Source organism: Humibacter antri (genome assembly GCF_054777235.1).
Map to the genome: position 1 here is coordinate 1 of NZ_BAAHAW010000049.1, position 16406 is coordinate 16406.

Genomic DNA, 16406 nt, shown 5'->3' on the forward strand with positions numbered 1-16406 from the left:
CAGAACGAGTCGGTTGAGCAACAAGTCAGACCCGACCAGCACCCCCACCACCATCCTCAATGTTGAGCTACCACCGCTGGTTGAACCACCACCGCTGGTTGAGCTTGTCGAAACCAGTACGCCGGGTTTCGACAGGCTCAACCCACGGGAGGCGCTCGCTCAACCCACGGGAGGCGCTCGCTCAACCCACGGGAGACGCTCGTCGAGCCACCACCGCTGGTTGAACCACCACCGCTGGTTGAGCTTGTCGAAACCAGTACGCCGGGTTTCGACAAGCTCAACCCGCGGGAGGCGCTCGCTCAACCCGCGGGAGGCGCTCGTCGAGCCGAATGCGGTCAGCCGCAGGAGCCGCGCTTCTGCAGAGCGTTGCCGCCGAGCACGAGGTCGTCCGCAGACACCGAGACGGTCGCGGACCGCTTCTCGATGGCGAGCCCCGACGCATCCACCCCCTTCGGAAGGTACTGCGCGATGCAGATCGGAATATTCGAGGGCACCAGGTCTTTGGCGAACCGTGTCACGTCGAAGGCCCCGCCGCCCGCGGTGACGCTCACGCTGATCGGTGTCAGCACGATGGTGTCCCCGCCCTGCAGGCTCGGGGCGACCGATGCCGTGTACCCGACGTCGATGCCGAGGATCTTGCCCGTGCCCTTCAAGCCGACCTCGTCGGTGTTCAGCGTCACCGTCGTGTCGTTCGGCAACTCGACGAGATTGTTGACGGCATCCTGCCCGATCACCATGGTGCCCTCGACGTGCTGCACGGGCTTCGACATGTCGATCGGCACCCCGTGCGCGAGGACTGTCACGCTCAGCCGATTCCCCTGCAGCTGCACGTCGTGCGAGGTCAGCTCGACCTTCTCGAACTCTCCAGACACCATTTGCGCGATCACGGAGAAACCGTCGATCTTGACCGCTAGGTCCTTGGCCGTCACATCCGACGGCAGCTCCTTCTGGATCTGCTCGCGCACCACGTTCTGTGCCACCTGCCGCAGTGCCGCGTCGGCGACGAAGTACAGCCCCGTCAGCACGAGAAGGCCGCCGACGATCCATACCACCACGAGCTGGGCGCGACTCAGACCGCTCCGGCCTGTGGCGTCATCCATTCGCGCCGCCTCTTCGATGCGTCCCGTGCTCACGCCGGATCGCCTCACATGCGCTCGGGAGCCGACACTCCCACCAGGCCCAGTCCGTTGCGGACCACCTGCCCGGTGGCGTCGTTCAGCCACAGGCGGGTGCGGTGCAGGTCGGTGACGGGTTCGTCTCCGAGTGGGATCACGCGGCAGTTGTCGTACCACTTGTGATAAAGACCGGCGACCTCCTCGATGTAGCGGGCGACGCGGTGCGGCTCGCGCAGCTCGGCCGCCATCGCGACGATGCGCGGAAACTCCTGCAGCACCCCCAGGAGAGCCGACTCGGTCTCGTGCGTGAGCAGCTCGGGCGCGAAGGCGCTGCGCGTCACCCCGGCCGCCGCCGCGTTGCGGGCCACCGAGCGGGTGCGGGCGTGCGCGTACTGCACGTAGTACACGGGATTGTCGTTGCTGTGCTTGGCCAGCAGATCGAGATCGATGTCGAGCGGCGAATCGCTCGACGAGCGCACCAGGGCGTAACGGCCGGCATCCACCCCGACCGCGTCGACGAGGTCGTCGAGCGTGACGATCGTTCCGGCGCGCTTGCTCATGCGCACCGGCTCGCCGTCTTTGAGCAGGTTCACCATCTGACCGATCAGCAGCTGCAGGTTGACTCCAGGCGTGTCACCGAACGCCGCAGTCATCGCCATCATGCGACCGACGTAGCCGTGGTGATCGGCGCCGAGCATGATGATGTTCTGCTCGAAGCCGCGCTCGCGCTTGTTCAGGTAGTAGCCGAGGTCGCCCGACATGTAGGCGGGTTCGCCGTTGCTGCGGATGATGACCCGGTCCTTGTCATCGCCGAACTCGGTCGTGCCGAGCCATACGGCGCCGTCCTTCTCGTAGACGTGACCCAGTTCGCGCAGCCGCTGCACCGCGTGATCGACAGCCCCCGAGGTGTGCAGGTCGTTCTCGTGGAAGTACACGTCGAAGTCGACGCCGAAGCCGTGCAGCTTCTGCTTGATCTCCTCGAACATGAAGTTCGTGCCGAGATCACGGAACACCTCCTGCTGTTCGGCCCGATCCATCGAGGCCAGATCACCGTCGTACGCCGTCACCACCTTCGCCGCGATGTCGCCGATGTAGTCGCCACCGTAGCCGTCCTCCGGGGTCGGCTCTCCGAGGTAGGCGGCGAGGAGGCTGCGTGCGAAGCGGTCGATCTGCGACCCGTGATCGTTGAAGTAGTACTCGCGCGTCACGTCGGCGGCCTCGGCCTGCAGAATGCGGGCGAGACTGTCGCCCACCGCCGCCCAGCGAACGCCGCCCATGTGGATCGGACCGGTCGGGTTCGCCGAGACGAACTCGAGATTCACCCTCACGCCACGGTAGAGGTCGCCGCGACCATACTCGTCACCCGCGTCGACGATCGTCTTGGCGAGCGCGCCTGCTGCTGCGGCATCCAGCCGGAAGTTGATGAACCCGGGACCGGCCACCTGAGCCGAGGCGACGCCGTCGAGCTGCTGAGCCTCGTGGGCGATCTCCTCCGCCAGTTCGCGAGGGTTGACCCCCAGCGGCTTCGCCAGTCGCATGGCCGCGTTCGACGCCCAGTCGCCGTGCTCGCGGTTCTTCGGCCGCTCCAAGCGGATGTCTGCACGCACCAGAATCGGCTCGGCCCGGTTGTCACCCTGCTCGGTGTCACCCTGCTCGCCGTCACCCTGCTCGCCGCGTCGACGGTCCGTCACGCGCGTGAGGATGGCGTACAACTGGTCGGCGAGCTGGTCGGGATTCACGACCGCCAAGTCTATCGGCCGCCCCCTCCGCGCTTACGGCGAGTTCAAACGAGAGCGTCCGGGGAGCGAAGAGCTCAGGGCTCAGGGCTCAGGGCTCAGGGCTCAGGGCTCAGGGCTCAGGGCTCAGGATGAGGGAAGCGCTGCGTGCGCACGACGAGGGAAGCGCTCCGGGCTCGCGATGAGGGAAGCGCCACGAGCGTCTTGCTATTGTCGTGCCCACGCGTCCCCCACCGCCGTCGGAAGCATCTCTCATGCCTTCAGCTCGTCCCCGCCGTCCAGCACGGCCCCTTCTCGCGCACCGCACTCGGTACGGCTCTTTGCGCGTGGCCGCTGCAGCCGTGCTCGCAGCATCCGCCCTCCTGCTGACCGGATGTCAGGGCTCGCCCTCGCCGACCGGCACGGCCACGGCATCGGGCCGGACGACGACGTCCCCCGCCCCGTCATCGACTTCCCGAGCGTCGTCGGCGCCGAAGCCGAAGGCCACACCCGTGGGCTTCACGTGCGATAAGGTCCTCACTTCGGCGCAGCTCGCCGCGCTCGTTCCACCTCTCTCCCCCGCGACGGAATTCAAGCCGGACAAGGGCTCGGAGTCCGCCAAGGCCGTCTCCTACGCCGGTGTCGCCTGCGGCTACACGAACGCGTCGACGGGCCACACGGTCTCGGTGGCGATCGCACGCCCCGCGGCAGCCGACCTCACCGAGCTGAAGAACAAGGCCATCACAGGCAGTCACGTCGTACCGACCTATGGCGTTCCCCCGAAGGTGATGGGGTACTTCACGGTCGATGCATCAGTCGGTGTCGCCCAGGCGTTCACAGGAGACTACTGGGTCGTAGCGGAGTCGAAGGACTTCATCGAGCCTGGCGACGCTGCTCCCGTGATCGCCGATGTGCTGGGCAATCTGCCGGGCTGAGGCCGTTGCGGGCTAAGGCGGCGGCGGACTGAGGCGGCGGCGAGCTGAGGCATCCGTCGTCCTTCGACCGGACGCTCTGGCACGATCGGCCGGACAACGAACGGTGCGCCGGTCGGAACCGGCCGCTCCTTCCGGCGGACCGTTCGTTTTGCGGCCGATCGTTCGCCCTGGACGGGGAAGCGCGTCGTGAATCGGGGAGGCGATCGGATGCTAGCCTTGACGGGCACTGGGCCCCCATAGCTCAGGGGATAGAGCGTCTGCCTCCGGAGCAGAAGGCCGAAGGTTCGAATCCTTCTGGGGGCACCCACGATGGAGTTCTGACAGTCCCGGTTCGCCCGGACCCCGTGCGATTGCGTCGCTGCAGCGGCCGAGCCACGATCCCCGGTTCGGCTCCCGCGCACACACAACGGTGCCCGCCACGCACAATGGGTCTGGGAGGCGCGTCGTGCAGGACTCATCCGCGGAACGGGACACGGAACGGATTCGACCGGTCGCCGACGAGGGCGGCGACGCGGCGTGCTGGCTCAGTCACGTCTGCACGGAGTGCGGTGCCCTGGTCGAGGGAAGCACGGCCACTCCGTGCTGGCGCTGCGGCGCGATCCACGATCCGGATGCCTGAAGGGTTCCGTCGAATCGAGGCGGGCCCGGCGCTCGTCCCGAGCGCGTTCAATCGTGTGTGACCGCGGCTTCGCCGCTCAACACACTCAATCGGGGTGGGAAGGAAAGCGAGCTTCATCCCCGCGCTCAATCGGGTGTGATCGCGGCTTCGCCGCTCAACACACTCAATCGGGTTGGGAAGGAAAGCTTGCTCTGCGTACACCTCTCAACCGCGTGTGATCGCGGCTTCGCCGCTCAACACACTCAATCGGGGTGGGAAGGAAAGCGAGCTTCATCCCCGCGCTCAATCGGGTGTGATCGCGGCTTCGCCGCTCAACACACTCAATCGGGGTGGGAAGGAAAGCTTGCTCTGCGTACACCTCTCAATCGCGTGTGATCGCGGCTTCGCCGCTCAACACACTCAATCGGGGTGGGAAGGAAAGCGAGCTTTCCTTCCCACCCCTCAATCGTGTGTGACGAAATCGATGAGTTCCTCGACGCGGCCGAGGAACGCGGGCTCAAGGTCGCGATACGTCGACACGGTGGAAAGGATGCGCTTCCACGCCCTCGCGATATCCGCTTGATCGCTGTGCGGCCAGCCGAGCGATGCGCAGATCCCCTTCTTCCACTCGATGCTCCTGGGAATCTGCGGCCATGCCTTCATCCCGAGCCGGTCGGGCTTCACCGCCTGCCAGACGTCGATGTAGGGATGTCCGACGATCTTCACGTGCCCACCGTGCGGTCCGCGCGCCACGGCATCCGCGATCCGGCTCTCCTTCGAGCCCGGAACGAGATGATCGACCAGCACGCCGATGCGCTTGCCCGGCCCCGGCCGGGTGTCATTCAGGATGCCCGCCAGATCGTCGACGCCGCCCAGGTACTCGACGACCACGCCTTCGACCCTCAGGTCGTCGCCCCACACCTTCTCGACCAGCTCCGCGTCGTGCCTCCCCTCCACGAAGATGCGGCTGGCGCGGGCGACGCGTGCCGGAGCATCCCCCACGGCAAGCGAACCTGATGCCGTACGCACCGGCCCCTTCGGCTTCGCGGCCCGCGGTGCGACGAGCACGACAGGTTCGCCATCGATCAGATAGCCGCCACCGAGCGGGAACGCCCGCACCTTGCCGAAGCGGTCCTCCAACTGCACGAGCCGGTTCTCGATGCCGACGATCGCGCCCGTGAACCCCGAGTCGGCCAGCTCGACGACGAGGTCGCTGTCGGCCGCAACGGTCTTCGGCTGCTGGATGCCCCGAGCACGCCAGTTGCCGGAGAGCACGTCGGAGCCGTATGGGTCGTCGAAGGTCACCGGTACACGGTACCGACGGCCGAACCGACCACCGCGCAGGCGGGGCGAGGATGCCAGGATCGACGCATGGCACGGCGCGGTACAGAACAGACGATCCTCTTCATCGGCGGCACCGGCACCATCAGCTCAGCGTGCGTGACGCGCGCGGTCTCGCGCGGATCCTCCGTCACGGTGCTCAACCGTGGCGAGTCGCAGCTGCGTCGGCCGGTGGAAGGTGTGGAGCAACTGCGTGCGGACATCCGGGATGCCGCCTCGGTGGATGCCGCACTCGGCTCACGGGAGTTCGACGTGGTCGCCGAGTTCCTCGCGTTCACTCCGGAGCACGTGGCCGCCGACGTCGCGCGCTTCGCGGGGCGTACCGGACAGTACGTCTTCATCAGTTCGGCAAGCGTCTATCAGACCCCGCCGGAGCGGCTTCCGGTCACGGAGTCGACACCGCTTCGCAACCCGTTCTGGACGTACTCGCAGAACAAGATCGCGTGCGAGGACCTGCTGGTGCGCGAATACCGCGAGAACGGCTTCCCGGCCACGATCGTGCGGCCGTCGCACACGTACGACCACACGTCGATCCCGACCATGGGTCACTGGACCGACATCGCCCGCATGCGTGCAGGCAAGCCGGTCGTCGTGCACGGCGACGGCACCTCCTTGTGGACCATCACCCACAACTCCGACTTCGCGGTCGCCTTCGACGGCCTGCTGAGCAATCCGCTCGCGGTCGGCGACACGTTCCACATCACCGGTGACCACACGCCGACGTGGAACCAGATCTACACCTGGCTCGGCCAGGCGGCCGGGGTCGACCCGGTTCTGGCGCACGTGGCGTCCGAGACGATCGCGCTCATCGAGCCCGAACTGGGACCTGGGCTCATCGGCGACAAGGCGAACTCGATGGTGTTCGACAACTCGAAGGTGAAGGCGCTCGTGCCGGAGTTCGCCACGACGATCACGTTCGACCGGGCCGCCGCCGAGATCGTCGAGTGGTACGACGCGCACCCGGATCAGCAACGTTTCGACCCCGACCTCGACGCATCGTTCGAACGGATGCTCGCCACGATCCCTTCGGCGTGACACGCGAGCCGGCCGTGGCGGGAATGCAGCGGGCACCGGGCGGGTTGTCGCTGCTATGACGACTATCGGACTCATCGGAGCAGGACACATCGGATCGCAGATCGCCCGTCAGGCGATCGCGCACGGATACGACGTGGTGGTGAGCAACTCGCGTGGACCCGAGACGCTCACGGATCTCGTCGACGAGCTGGGTTCGCATGCGCGGGCGGCCACCGCCGCGCAGGCAGCGCTCGCCGCGGACATCGCGGTCGTCACGACCCCGTTCCACGCGATCGATCAGGTTCCGGTCGAGCCGCTTGCCGGCAAGCCTGTCATCGACACGAACAACTATTACTGGGAGCGTGACGGCCACCGGGCCGAGCTCGACGACTTCACCGAGACGAGCTCCGGGCAGCTGCAACGCCATCTCGCAGGCGCGCACGTGGTGAAGGCGTTCAACCACATCTTCGCTTCCGCGATCACGGATGACGCTCAGGATGCCGGCACCCCCGATCGCAGGGCCCTCGCGATCTTCGGCGACGACGCGGAGGCCAAGGGGACGGTTTCCGCGTTCATCGACACGATCGGCTTCGACGTCGTCGACGGCGGGTCGCTCGAGCAGAGCTGGCGCATTCAACGAGACACCCCCGCTTACGGACCGCGGATGACCGCGGACGAACTGCGCACCGCTCTCGCTGCCGCCACCACCGTCGGTTGAGGCTGCTCGACCCACGGGAGACGAGCTCCACCGAGGCGCCGGCGTAAACGTATGCTGAAGCCCGTGCCGACTCGCTTTCTGATCGTCCCTCAGTGGCAGGGGTCCAGTTCGTCCCGGGCGATGCAGTTGCTGGACGGCGCGGCGGCGATCGCCGGTGACCTGCCGGCATCCGCCACCACGACCGTCGATGTGCCGATGGAGGCCGGCGAGTCGCTCGGCACGGGCGTGCATCGGTTGTCGTCCATCGCCGCGATCCGCGATCGCGCACTGGCGGCGCTCACCGAGCTGTCCGCGATCGGCGACGGCGCCATCGTCACCATCGGCGGAGACTGCGGGGCGGAACTGGCCGGCGTGGAGCACGCCGTCGCATCCCGCGGGCAAGGCGACGTCGCCCTCGTCTGGCTGGATGCGCACGCCGACCTGAACACGCCGGACACCTCGCCTTCCGGCGCATTCCACGGCATGGTGCTGCGCGCCCTGCTCGGCGAGGCACCTGAGCCGTTGGCTGCGACAGGAGCCGCGAAGCTTTCGCACGAGCACCTCGTGCTGGCCGGAGTGCGGGAACTCGACGACGGCGAGGCGACGTACGTGGATGAGGCCGGCATCCGCATGCTGTCGCCCGATCACCTGCACACTCCCCACGCGTTGGTGGCGGCAGTCGAGGCCACCGACGCCACCGCGGTGTACGTGCACGTCGATCTCGACGTGCTCGACCCCGGCTCGATCTCGGGCGTGCAGTTTCCGGAGCCGTTCGGGCTCGCGCCCGACGAACTGGTGGCCGCGATCCTCGCGCTGCGCGGTCGCTTCGAGCTGGTGGGCGCCGGCATCACCGAGTTCGCACCTCGGAATCCGGATGCCGCCTCGGACGACCTGCCGGTCATCCTTCGCATTCTCGGCGCACTCACGAAGCAGAACCCGTAGAGCGAGAACCCCCGGTCTCTGCCTGCGGGTTTCCGCAAGGAGGTACCGCTTGCACGGCCGCGCAGCGGTCCACCACGTTCGACACGCCGCCTGCGGCGGCTGCCCGGCCGACGGTACACGCCAGGGAACGCGCCGATAGTCTGCCCCAATGAGTGAGATCGAGTACGACGTCGTCGTGATCGGTGGAGGTGCGGTCGGTGAGAACGTCGCCGACCGTGCCGTGCAGGGCGGGATGCGCACCGTGCTGGTGGAGTCCGAACTGGTCGGGGGCGAGTGCTCGTACTGGGCGTGCATGCCCTCGAAGGCTCTGCTGCGCAGCGGGGCGCTGCTGCGCACCGCGCACAACGTCGACGGCGCGAAGCAGGGGGTCACCGGCGGCCTCGACGTCGCTGCTGTTCTCCGTCGCCGCGACAGGGTCACGAGCCACTGGAGAGACGACGGCCAGGTCGAGTGGCTGAACAGTGCGCACATCGAGCTCGTGCGCGGCCACGCGCGGTTGACGGCTCCGAAACGCGTCGAAGTGACCGCGGTCGACGGCGGCGTCACTGCGATCGTGGCGAAGCACGCGGTCGCCGTGTGCACCGGGTCGGCATCGATGCTGCCCGACATCCCCGGCCTGATCGACGCCGATCCGTGGACCAGCCGCGACGCGACGAGCGCTCAGGAGCTCCCGTCGTCGCTGGCGATCATCGGAGGGGGTGTCGTCGCTGCCGAAATGGCCACCGCGTATGCGGGATTCGGCGTGGACGTCACGGTGATCGCGCGCAGCGGGCTTCTCGCCAGGAACGAGCCGTTCGCCGGCGAACTCGTGCAGCAGTCCCTCGAGGAGCTCGGCGCGACGGTGCTCATCGGCGTCTCTCCCCTACGAGCGACCCGCAACGAGACGGATGCCGTCACGATCGAGCTCGACAACGGCGACCGCGTCACCGCCGAAGAGGTTCTGGTGGCCACCGGCCGCATCCCGCAGACCGAGGACCTCGGGCTCGAGACCATCGGGCTGAGCTCCGGCGACTGGCTGAAGGTCGACGACTCGATGCGGGTGCTGGATGCCGACGGCGCCGTGCTCGGAACGGGACGGAACGGGGAGCAGGATTCGTGGCTTTACGCGGTAGGCGATGTCACGCACCGCGCGCTCCTGACCCACCAGGGCAAGTACGACGCCCGCATCGCCGGGGATGCGATCGCCGCCCGCGCGAACGGCAAGACGCTCTCGCTGTCGCCGTGGTCCGCCTACGCTGCGACCGCCGATCACGCCGCGGTGCCGCAGGTGACGTTCACCGATCCCGAGGTGGCGTCCGTGGGGCTGAGCGCCGCCGAGGCGGCGAAGGCGGGCATCCGTACCAGGGTCGTCGACTACGACATCGCTGCTGTCGCGGGTGCGACGATCGCGAGCGACAAGTATGTCGGCAGGGCGCGCATCGTGGTCGACGAGGACCGGAGCGTTCTCGTCGGCGCGACCTTCGTGGGTCTCGACGTCGGCGAGCTGCTGCACTCGGCCACGGTGGCGATCGTCGGCGAGGTCACGATCGACAGGCTGTGGCACGCGGTGCCGTCGTATCCGACACTGAGCGAGGTGTGGCTACGGCTGCTGGAGACTTACGGTCGCCCCACGGAATGAGCACGGGAATGAGCCGCGGTGTGAGCCGCACAGTACGAGGACTGCGAATGGGCACAGCGGAACATGAGCACGGCGGAATGAGCACGGCGGAATGAGCGCCGCACCGTCCCAGACGCGCCGCATCGCGCACTCGCTGCGCTCCGCGCTGGGAGAATACGGCCGCCTGCCGAGACTCCTGCTGGTCGACTCGGCGGTCTCCGAGCTCGGCTACCGGTACGCCACGGCGGTGGGCATCGTCTGGGGCTTCCTCTGGAGCGTCGGCCGAGTCGAACGCCGTGGCGGACTGTGGGTCTTCCGCGGGATGCCGCGTCGTACGTTCGGCCGTGGAGGCTCGTGCGTGGGGGGCTGCTACTTCACGGACCAGAACGTCAGCGACGACGTGCTCGAGCACGAGGCCGTGCACAAACGGCAGTGGAAGCGATACGGCATGCTGTTCCCGGTGCTGTACGGGCTGGCGGGACGGGACCCGTTGCACAATCGATTCGAGATCGAGGCTGGCCTCGAGAAGGGTGGCTACCGTTGAGCGACCACGGTCAAGAGCGTGGAGAAGGCCGCACACGCACGATCGTGATCACCGGCGCCAGTTCAGGCATCGGTGCCAGCGCGGCGGCGGCGCTGGCGCAGCAAGGCGCCCACGTGGCCGTCGTCGGGCGCAATCCGGAGCGCACCAGGGCGGTTGCCGAACGGATCGGCGCTGATGCCTTCATCGCCGACTTCGAGCGGCTGGATGACGTGAGACGGCTGGCATCCGAGCTGCTGGACCGGCTCGAGCGCATCGACGTGCTCGCGGGCAACGCCGGCGGGCTCTACCACGAGCGCGCGGTCACGGTCGACGGGCACGAGCGCACCATCCAGACGAACCACTTCGCGCCGTTCCTGCTCACGCACCTGCTGCGCGACCGGCTCGTGGAGAGCGCCCAGCAGGCGCCGGTCCGCATCGTCAACACGGCGAGCATGGCGAACGCGTTCGGCTCGCTCGACCTCGACGACCTCGACTGGGAGGCACGCCCCTGGCGCGGCGGCTGGCAGGCCTACGGCACGTCGAAGCTGGCGGGCATCCTCTTCACGAGGGAACTCGGCGAGCGGCTGACCGGTACCGGCGTCACCGCGTACTCGTTCCACCCAGGAACCGTCGTGACGCGGTTCGGCCGGCAGTCGCCGTTGATCCGGTTCGGCAACCTGGTGACCGGCGGGCGATACGGCAGGTCCGCCGACAGCGGCGCGGGTCCGCTCGTCGCCCTCGCCGGCGCCGAGACCGTCGGCGAGCCGACCGGAACCTATTTCGACCGCTTCACCGCGAACGGACGCGTGAACAAGCAGGCTCGCAACCCGCAGCTCGCCCGCGACCTCTGGACGACGACCGACCGCATCCTCGGGCTCTGATCCTCGGCCCCGGAGCCTCCGCCGCTGATCCTCAGCCGCTGAGCGCTCGCGAAAACAGGCATGATCGCGCTCTCCACGCGGCAACAGGCGGATTCTGCCTGCTCTCGCGCGTTCTGCCTGTTTTCGCGGTGCTCGATGAGCCGGGTACGCCTGAGCGGAGGCTAAGCCTGGGGCGGAGGCTCAGTGCGCGGTGCGATGCGGTGCAGGCTCAGCGCGCGGTGCGGCGCAGGCCGTATTGCTGGGGCGCGGCGATGTGCGTCTCCGACATGCCGACCTCGGCCGCGAGCACCTCGTACACCTGGCTCACGCCGCGGAAGTCGCCGGTCAGGATCGCCCTAGTGTCACCCGGCCCGTCACAGAGCATCTCGGCGGTCCATGCCCGCACCGCTCGACGCAGCGCCTGGCCTGGCGCGCAACGCTCCCCCGTGCCAGGGCGGCCGCCGCGAACCGATCGCGGCAACCACGTGACCGTCATACGCATCGGCACCTGGAGCGCAAAGGCATCCTTCGGCTCCGCGACCTCGACGAAGACCCGGCCCTTGGCGCACAACGGCAGCAGTGCGAGCTGGGCCTGCAGCTCGGCGAGCGACGTCTCATCCGCCGTCACCAGGAACTGCGCACGGTCGTCGCGGTGCGCGGTGGCACCGGTGTGAGCGGAGTGTTCGGGCTGGTACATGGTGATTCCAGTATAAGGCGAGCCTTACCTAAGGTTTCCCCTCCCGCGGGTTGAGCTTGTCGAAACCCGGTACGGGACGGGTTTCGACAAGCTCAACCCGCGGTGTCGTCGATTGACCCTCTCGAACCCCAGTACCGGACGGGTTTCGACAAGCTCAACCCGCGGTGTCGTCGATTGACCCTCTCGAACCCCAGTACCGGACGGGTTTCGACAAGCTCAACCCGCGGTGTCGTCGATTGACCCTCTCGAATCCCAGTACCGGACGGGTTTCGACAGGCTCAACCCGCGGTGTCGTCGATTCGCCCTGTCGAACCCGGTACCGGACGGGTTTCGACAAGCTCAACCCGCGATCTCGTTTCGACAGGCTCAACCCGCGATCCGGCGGTCGATGTGCCACACGGGTGGCCGCCGATCCTGCCAGCGGATGCGCCGCTGCAGCTGCGCCCCGAGCGAGAACAGCACGGCCTCGCCACCTGGCCTGCCGATCAGCTGAACGCCCATCGGAAGCCCATCGGCGCTCTGCCACACCGGCAGAGTGATCGCCGGCAGCCCGCTCACGTTCAGCATCGAGGTGAACGGCGTGTACTGCACCTGCTGGGCGAAGTTGTGCTCGGCGTCCTCCGCGTCGTACCAGCCGATCGGGCGCGGCGTCATCGCCAGTGCCGGTGTGAGCACGGCATCGAACGAGGAGAGCTGCCGAATCAGCGAGCGCTCGTATGCGGTGAGCGCGGCGAGCGCCGCGCCGAGCTCCCGTGCGCCGACAGCCCGGCCCTGGTCGACGAGCCAGCGGGTGAGCGGTTCGAGCAGAGCCATCGCCTCGCCTTCCGCGGGTATCCGCGCCGCGCCAGCCTTCCACAGCGCGATGAACGCCGCCCCGTAGGTGGGGTCGGGCGCGAGCGCAGTCTGCTCGATGCCGTGCCCGAGCGACGCGAACTCGTCGGTGGCGCGTTCGAGCGCAGCAAGCGCGTCCGGCTCGAGCTCGATCTCGTAGTCGAGGTCCCACGCGCTCGTCGTCATCACCCCGAGCTGGTACCGGCCCTCGCCGCGCACAGCAGCGGCGAGGAATGCCGAATCGTCACCGGGAGCGACCACCGCGAACCGGTGGTCGACCCGCCCGTTCCGACGAGCGATCATGCCGTCGAGCAGCAGCGCGGCATCCTCGACGGTTCGGGCGATCGGACCGTCGACGACGAGCCCGCCTAGCGAGTCGAGGCCGCTGCCGGAGGGCACCCTGCCGCGCGACGGCTTCAGTCCGACCAGGCCGCACGCGGCGGCGGGGATGCGGATCGATCCCCCGCCGTCCGAACCGGGCGCGAACGGCAGCATCCCGCTCGCCACGGCCGCCGCCGCTCCGCCGCTCGACCCGCCTGCGCCCAGGCCCAGATCCCACGGCGTGCGAACCGGAGGCGCGACGAGCGTCTCGGTGTAGCACGGCAGCCCGAACTCCGGCGCACCTGTCTTGCCGACGCTTACGACACCCGCGGCATCCAGGTCCTGCACGATCTCGTCGGATTCCTCGGGCACGTATCCGGTGAGCAGCCGCGATCCGAAGCCCGTCGGAACGCCGGCGCGCTGCCACAGGTCTTTATCGCCGATCGGCAGGCCCCACAGCGGCGCAGACCGTGGAACGGATGCCTGCACCCGCTTCGCTCGCTCGCGCGCGGCATCCGCCGTGACGGTCACGAACGCGCCGACCAGCGGATTCAGCGCCTCGATTCGACCGAGGTAGTGGTCGGCGAGCTCGAGCGGCGTCACCTCGTCGCGCTGCAGCAGGTCCCACTGGTCGAGAGCGGTCAGCTCGTGCAGGTCGGTCATTCCCCGAGCCTATGGTCGGCTGCCGCTCCCCGGCGCATGACTCCTGCAACTCGTCGCCGAGTGTCTCGCGGCATCCCGTGTACACACGGCATCCGTCGCGCCCGGCGAGGCTCTGCAGGAGTTATGAACCGAACGTTGACATGGCTTTGTTGGTTAGTTACTCTACTAATGAACCAATAAGGAGCGCGGTGATCGACGAAGGCAAACCGATCTTCCAGCAGATCGCTGAGCAGATCGAGAACGACATCATCGCAGGCAGCCTGCCGGAGGAGAGCCAGGTGCCGTCGACGAACGAGTTCGCCGCATTCCATCGCATCAATCCGGCGACTGCCGGCAAAGGCGTCGCCATACTCGTCGACGACGGCATCCTCTACAAGAAGCGCGGCATCGGCATGTTCGTCTCGTCCGGTGCGCGCGAACAGCTGCTGGCGAAGCGACGCGAAAGCTTCAGGGCCGACTTCGTGCTTCCGCTCATCTCGGAGGCGAAGAAGCTCGCCATCTCGCCAGCCGAACTGGGCCACCTCATCTCAGAAGAAGGAGAATCATCGTGACCGATACGGCCACTCCCGTGGTCGAGGTCGACGGCCTCACCAAGCGCTTCGGCGACGTCGTCGCGCTCGACGACGTCACACTGAGCGTGCGATCGGGCGCCATCACGGGCCTGCTCGGACGCAACGGCGCCGGCAAGACCACACTCATGCAGACCATCACCGGGCAGGACTTCGCCACCTCGGGCACGATTCGCGTGTTCGGCGAGCATCCGGTGGAGAACGCGAAGGTGCTCTCGCGCATCTCGTTCATCAAGGAGGGTCAGAAGTACCCTGACGAGTTCAAGCCGAAGCACGTGTTCGCCTGCGCTCCATGGTTCTACGAGAACTGGGACGCCGACTTCGCCGCCCAGCTCGTCGACGATTTCCAGCTGCCGGTGAACCGCCGCATCAAGAAGCTGTCCCGTGGACAGCTCTCTGCCGTCGGCGTCATCGTCGGCCTGGCCGCACGCGCGCCGCTGACGTTCTTCGACGAGCCGTACCTCGGGCTGGATGCCGTCGCACGGCAGATCTTCTACGACCGACTGATTGCCGACTACGGCGAGCATCCGCGCACGATCATCCTGTCCACGCACCTGATCGACGAGGTGGCGAACATGCTCGAGCACGTCGTCGTGATCGACAAGGGTCGCATCATCATGGACGAATCGGCGGAGTCCGCCCGTGACTCGGCCACGACCGTCGTCGGTCCGCGCGGTGCCGTCGACGCGTTCGTGGCGACACGCAAGGTGCTGCACCGTGAAGGCGTCGGCGGGCTGGCATCCGTCACCGTGGACCGATTGGATGCCGACGAGCGACGGGATGCCCTCGCCGCCGGCCTCGAGCTCGCCCCCGTCTCGCTGCAGCAGCTCATCGTGCGCAGCACCAACTCCCCGTCGTCCGACTTCGATGCCGACGAACCCGCCTCGACCTGGAACGGAGCCCGCTCATGACCGCCATCAGCACGAATGCGACGATCGTCGACACCGTGACCGTACCGAACGCGGCCCAGCGTGTCTGGAACATCGCACGTCTGCACTTCTCGAACCGGTTCAGCATGATCGCGATGCCGTGGATGATCATCGGCTTCATCTTCGTGGTGAACATGGTGATCTGGATCTCGATCTTCGCCGCGACGGGCGAGCAGCTCACCGGCACGCAGTGGGCCGGCTCGACCGGCTACATGTTCGTGTACTTCGCCATCGCGGCCGTTCAGGCGATGAGCCTCACCTTCCGATTCGCGATGGGCATGTCTGCGACACGGCGCGACTACTACCTCGGCACCGTCGTTGCGTTCGCGCTGCAGGGCCTGTTGTTCACGGTCGTGTGCACGCTTCTGTCGTACATCGAGGACTGGACGAAGGGGTACGGCATGAGTGCCCACATGTTCAGCAATGTGTACATGGGCGGCGGGCCCCTGTGGGAACGCCTGTTCTCGACATTCGGCGCGTTCCTGTTCTGCTTCGCGCTCGGAGCACTCGCCGGAAGCGTGTTCGTGCGCTGGCGCGGCAACGGGCTGTACGTGCTGGGCGGGATAGTTGCGCTGCTCTGCGTCGGGTTCGTGGTCGTGGTCACACTCACCGGGTCGTGGTCGGCCGTCGGCGCCTGGTTCCTCGATGTGCGCACCGTCGGCGTGATCGCCTGGCTGCTCATCCCCACCGCGGCCAGTGCGGTCGTCGGGTTCTATGTGTTGCGCAAGGCGCCATCCCGCGCCTGAGCAAGCCGCGCGAACTGGACGAGGCCTGCCGCATCCATCCGGATGCCGGCAGGCCTCGATTCGTACAGCGCCTTCTCGACCACCCGTTCGGGCGACCATCGGCGGAGGTGAGATCACTGTATGACCAGCCACCGGCATCCGTCAGCGGTTATCACGAACTGATAACGACGATGGGGTGAATCCATAGAAACAGCGGCGTCTCGACGCGATGGGGCGTCCAGACGCTATGGGGTTAGCGTCTAGTTGTACCCGGCCATCAGGTTGGTTGCAGGCGGCTGATGGGTGGTTTGCCTCCGAGTGCACTGTGGCGTCG

16 protein-coding genes and 1 tRNA gene are annotated in these 16406 nt (G+C 67.5%); 12 read left to right on the forward strand and 5 right to left on the reverse strand.

The genetic code is table 11. The features are described from left to right. Positions 1-335 precede the first annotated feature (335 nt). Positions 336-1133 carry an LmeA family phospholipid-binding protein gene (locus ACYVDK_RS18055; protein WP_460524358.1) on the reverse strand — a complete coding sequence of 266 codons (798 nt, stop codon included), beginning with the start codon at positions 1131-1133 and terminating at the stop codon, positions 336-338. 11 nt (positions 1134-1144) lie between these two features. Then, the gene (gene argS, locus ACYVDK_RS18060) at positions 1145-2854 is read right to left on the reverse strand and encodes an arginine--tRNA ligase (protein WP_460524360.1); all 1710 of its coding nucleotides are present in this window, start codon (positions 2852-2854) and stop codon (positions 1145-1147) included. A gap of 323 nt (positions 2855-3177) precedes the next feature. On the opposite strand from argS, the gene ACYVDK_RS18065 reads away from it, so the two are divergent. From ACYVDK_RS18065 to ACYVDK_RS18075, 3 genes are all read left to right on the forward strand, one after another. After that, positions 3178-3765 (forward strand): iron ABC transporter ATP-binding protein, encoded by a 588-nt coding sequence (locus ACYVDK_RS18065; protein ID WP_460524362.1) that lies wholly within the window; start codon positions 3178-3180, stop codon positions 3763-3765. 230 nt (positions 3766-3995) lie between these two features. Next, positions 3996-4068 (forward strand) — tRNA-Arg (locus tag ACYVDK_RS18070). 142 nt (positions 4069-4210) lie between these two features. Beyond that, positions 4211-4384 carry a hypothetical protein gene (locus ACYVDK_RS18075; RefSeq protein WP_460524364.1) on the forward strand — a complete coding sequence of 58 codons (174 nt, stop codon included), beginning with the start codon at positions 4211-4213 and terminating at the stop codon, positions 4382-4384. 441 nt (positions 4385-4825) lie between these two features. Here the strand turns inward: ACYVDK_RS18075 and ACYVDK_RS18080 are convergent, their stop codons facing one another. Continuing rightward, complete coding sequence (locus ACYVDK_RS18080; protein WP_460524366.1) at positions 4826-5668, reverse strand: DUF3097 domain-containing protein; 843 nt, start codon at positions 5666-5668, stop codon at positions 4826-4828. Positions 5669-5734: 66 nt separating this feature from the next. Between ACYVDK_RS18080 and ACYVDK_RS18085 the strand changes: the two genes are divergently transcribed. The 6 genes from ACYVDK_RS18085 to ACYVDK_RS18110 all read left to right on the forward strand — a co-directional run bounded on the left by ACYVDK_RS18085 (position 5735) and on the right by ACYVDK_RS18110 (position 11358). Beyond that, positions 5735-6739: an SDR family oxidoreductase gene (locus ACYVDK_RS18085; protein ID WP_460524368.1), complete on the forward strand. Its 1005-nt coding sequence runs from the start codon at positions 5735-5737 to the stop codon at positions 6737-6739. A gap of 55 nt (positions 6740-6794) precedes the next feature. Then, a complete protein-coding gene (locus tag ACYVDK_RS18090; RefSeq protein ID WP_460524370.1) occupies positions 6795-7436 on the forward strand; it encodes an NADPH-dependent F420 reductase in 642 nt (213 codons plus the stop codon). A gap of 63 nt (positions 7437-7499) precedes the next feature. Next, positions 7500-8357, forward strand: coding sequence for an arginase family protein (locus tag ACYVDK_RS18095; protein WP_460524372.1), 858 nt, complete (start codon positions 7500-7502; stop codon positions 8355-8357). 148 nt (positions 8358-8505) lie between these two features. Continuing rightward, complete coding sequence (locus ACYVDK_RS18100; protein WP_460524374.1) at positions 8506-9975, forward strand: dihydrolipoyl dehydrogenase family protein; 1470 nt, start codon at positions 8506-8508, stop codon at positions 9973-9975. Between the two features lie 91 nt (positions 9976-10066). Then, complete coding sequence (locus ACYVDK_RS18105; RefSeq protein ID WP_460524376.1) at positions 10067-10498, forward strand: Fe-S oxidoreductase; 432 nt, start codon at positions 10067-10069, stop codon at positions 10496-10498. Beyond that, positions 10495-11358, forward strand: a complete 864-nt coding sequence (locus tag ACYVDK_RS18110; protein ID WP_460524378.1) for a Rossmann-fold NAD(P)-binding domain-containing protein — start codon at positions 10495-10497, stop codon at positions 11356-11358. Before ACYVDK_RS18105 ends, ACYVDK_RS18110 begins: the two co-directional genes overlap by 4 nt. A 208-nt stretch (positions 11359-11566) precedes the next feature. Here the strand turns inward: ACYVDK_RS18110 and ACYVDK_RS18115 are convergent, their stop codons facing one another. Together ACYVDK_RS18115 and ACYVDK_RS18120 are read right to left on the reverse strand one after the other, a co-directional pair. Next, the gene (locus ACYVDK_RS18115; protein ID WP_460524380.1) at positions 11567-12034 is read right to left on the reverse strand and encodes an SIP domain-containing protein; all 468 of its coding nucleotides are present in this window, start codon (positions 12032-12034) and stop codon (positions 11567-11569) included. A 366-nt stretch (positions 12035-12400) separates the two neighbouring features. Then, on the reverse strand, positions 12401-13849 hold the full coding sequence (locus ACYVDK_RS18120) for an amidase (RefSeq protein ID WP_460524382.1): 1449 nt from the start codon (positions 13847-13849) through the stop codon (positions 12401-12403). Between the two features lie 188 nt (positions 13850-14037). On the opposite strand from ACYVDK_RS18120, the gene ACYVDK_RS18125 reads away from it, so the two are divergent. Genes ACYVDK_RS18125 through ACYVDK_RS18135 form a run of 3 tightly spaced genes read left to right on the forward strand, consistent with a single transcriptional unit; the run spans position 14038 to position 16093 of the window. After that, positions 14038-14400, forward strand: coding sequence for a GntR family transcriptional regulator (locus ACYVDK_RS18125; protein WP_460524384.1), 363 nt, complete (start codon positions 14038-14040; stop codon positions 14398-14400). Continuing rightward, positions 14397-15329, forward strand: coding sequence for an ABC transporter ATP-binding protein (locus ACYVDK_RS18130; protein WP_460524386.1), 933 nt, complete (start codon positions 14397-14399; stop codon positions 15327-15329). Before ACYVDK_RS18125 ends, ACYVDK_RS18130 begins: the two co-directional genes overlap by 4 nt. After that, on the forward strand, positions 15326-16093 hold the full coding sequence (locus ACYVDK_RS18135; RefSeq protein ID WP_460524388.1) for a hypothetical protein: 768 nt from the start codon (positions 15326-15328) through the stop codon (positions 16091-16093). The genes ACYVDK_RS18130 and ACYVDK_RS18135 overlap by 4 nt, the downstream gene beginning before the upstream one ends. Positions 16094-16406: the final 313 nt, after the last annotated feature.

Bases quoted from the DNA above. Each gene is read 5' to 3' on its own strand.
- ACYVDK_RS18100 (WP_460524374.1), top strand. From the start codon at position 8,506: ATGAGTGAGATCGAGTACGACGTCGTCGTGATCGGTGGAGGTGCGGTC.
- ACYVDK_RS18090 (WP_460524370.1), top strand. From the start codon at position 6,795: ATGACGACTATCGGACTCATCGGAGCAGGACACATCGGATCGCAGATC.
- ACYVDK_RS18105 (WP_460524376.1), top strand. From the start codon at position 10,067: ATGAGCGCCGCACCGTCCCAGACGCGCCGCATCGCGCACTCGCTGCGC.
- ACYVDK_RS18135 (WP_460524388.1), top strand. From the start codon at position 15,326: ATGACCGCCATCAGCACGAATGCGACGATCGTCGACACCGTGACCGTA.
- ACYVDK_RS18115 (WP_460524380.1), bottom strand. From the start codon at position 12,034: ATGTACCAGCCCGAACACTCCGCTCACACCGGTGCCACCGCGCACCGC.
- ACYVDK_RS18085 (WP_460524368.1), top strand. From the start codon at position 5,735: ATGGCACGGCGCGGTACAGAACAGACGATCCTCTTCATCGGCGGCACC.
- ACYVDK_RS18120 (WP_460524382.1), bottom strand. From the start codon at position 13,849: ATGACCGACCTGCACGAGCTGACCGCTCTCGACCAGTGGGACCTGCTG.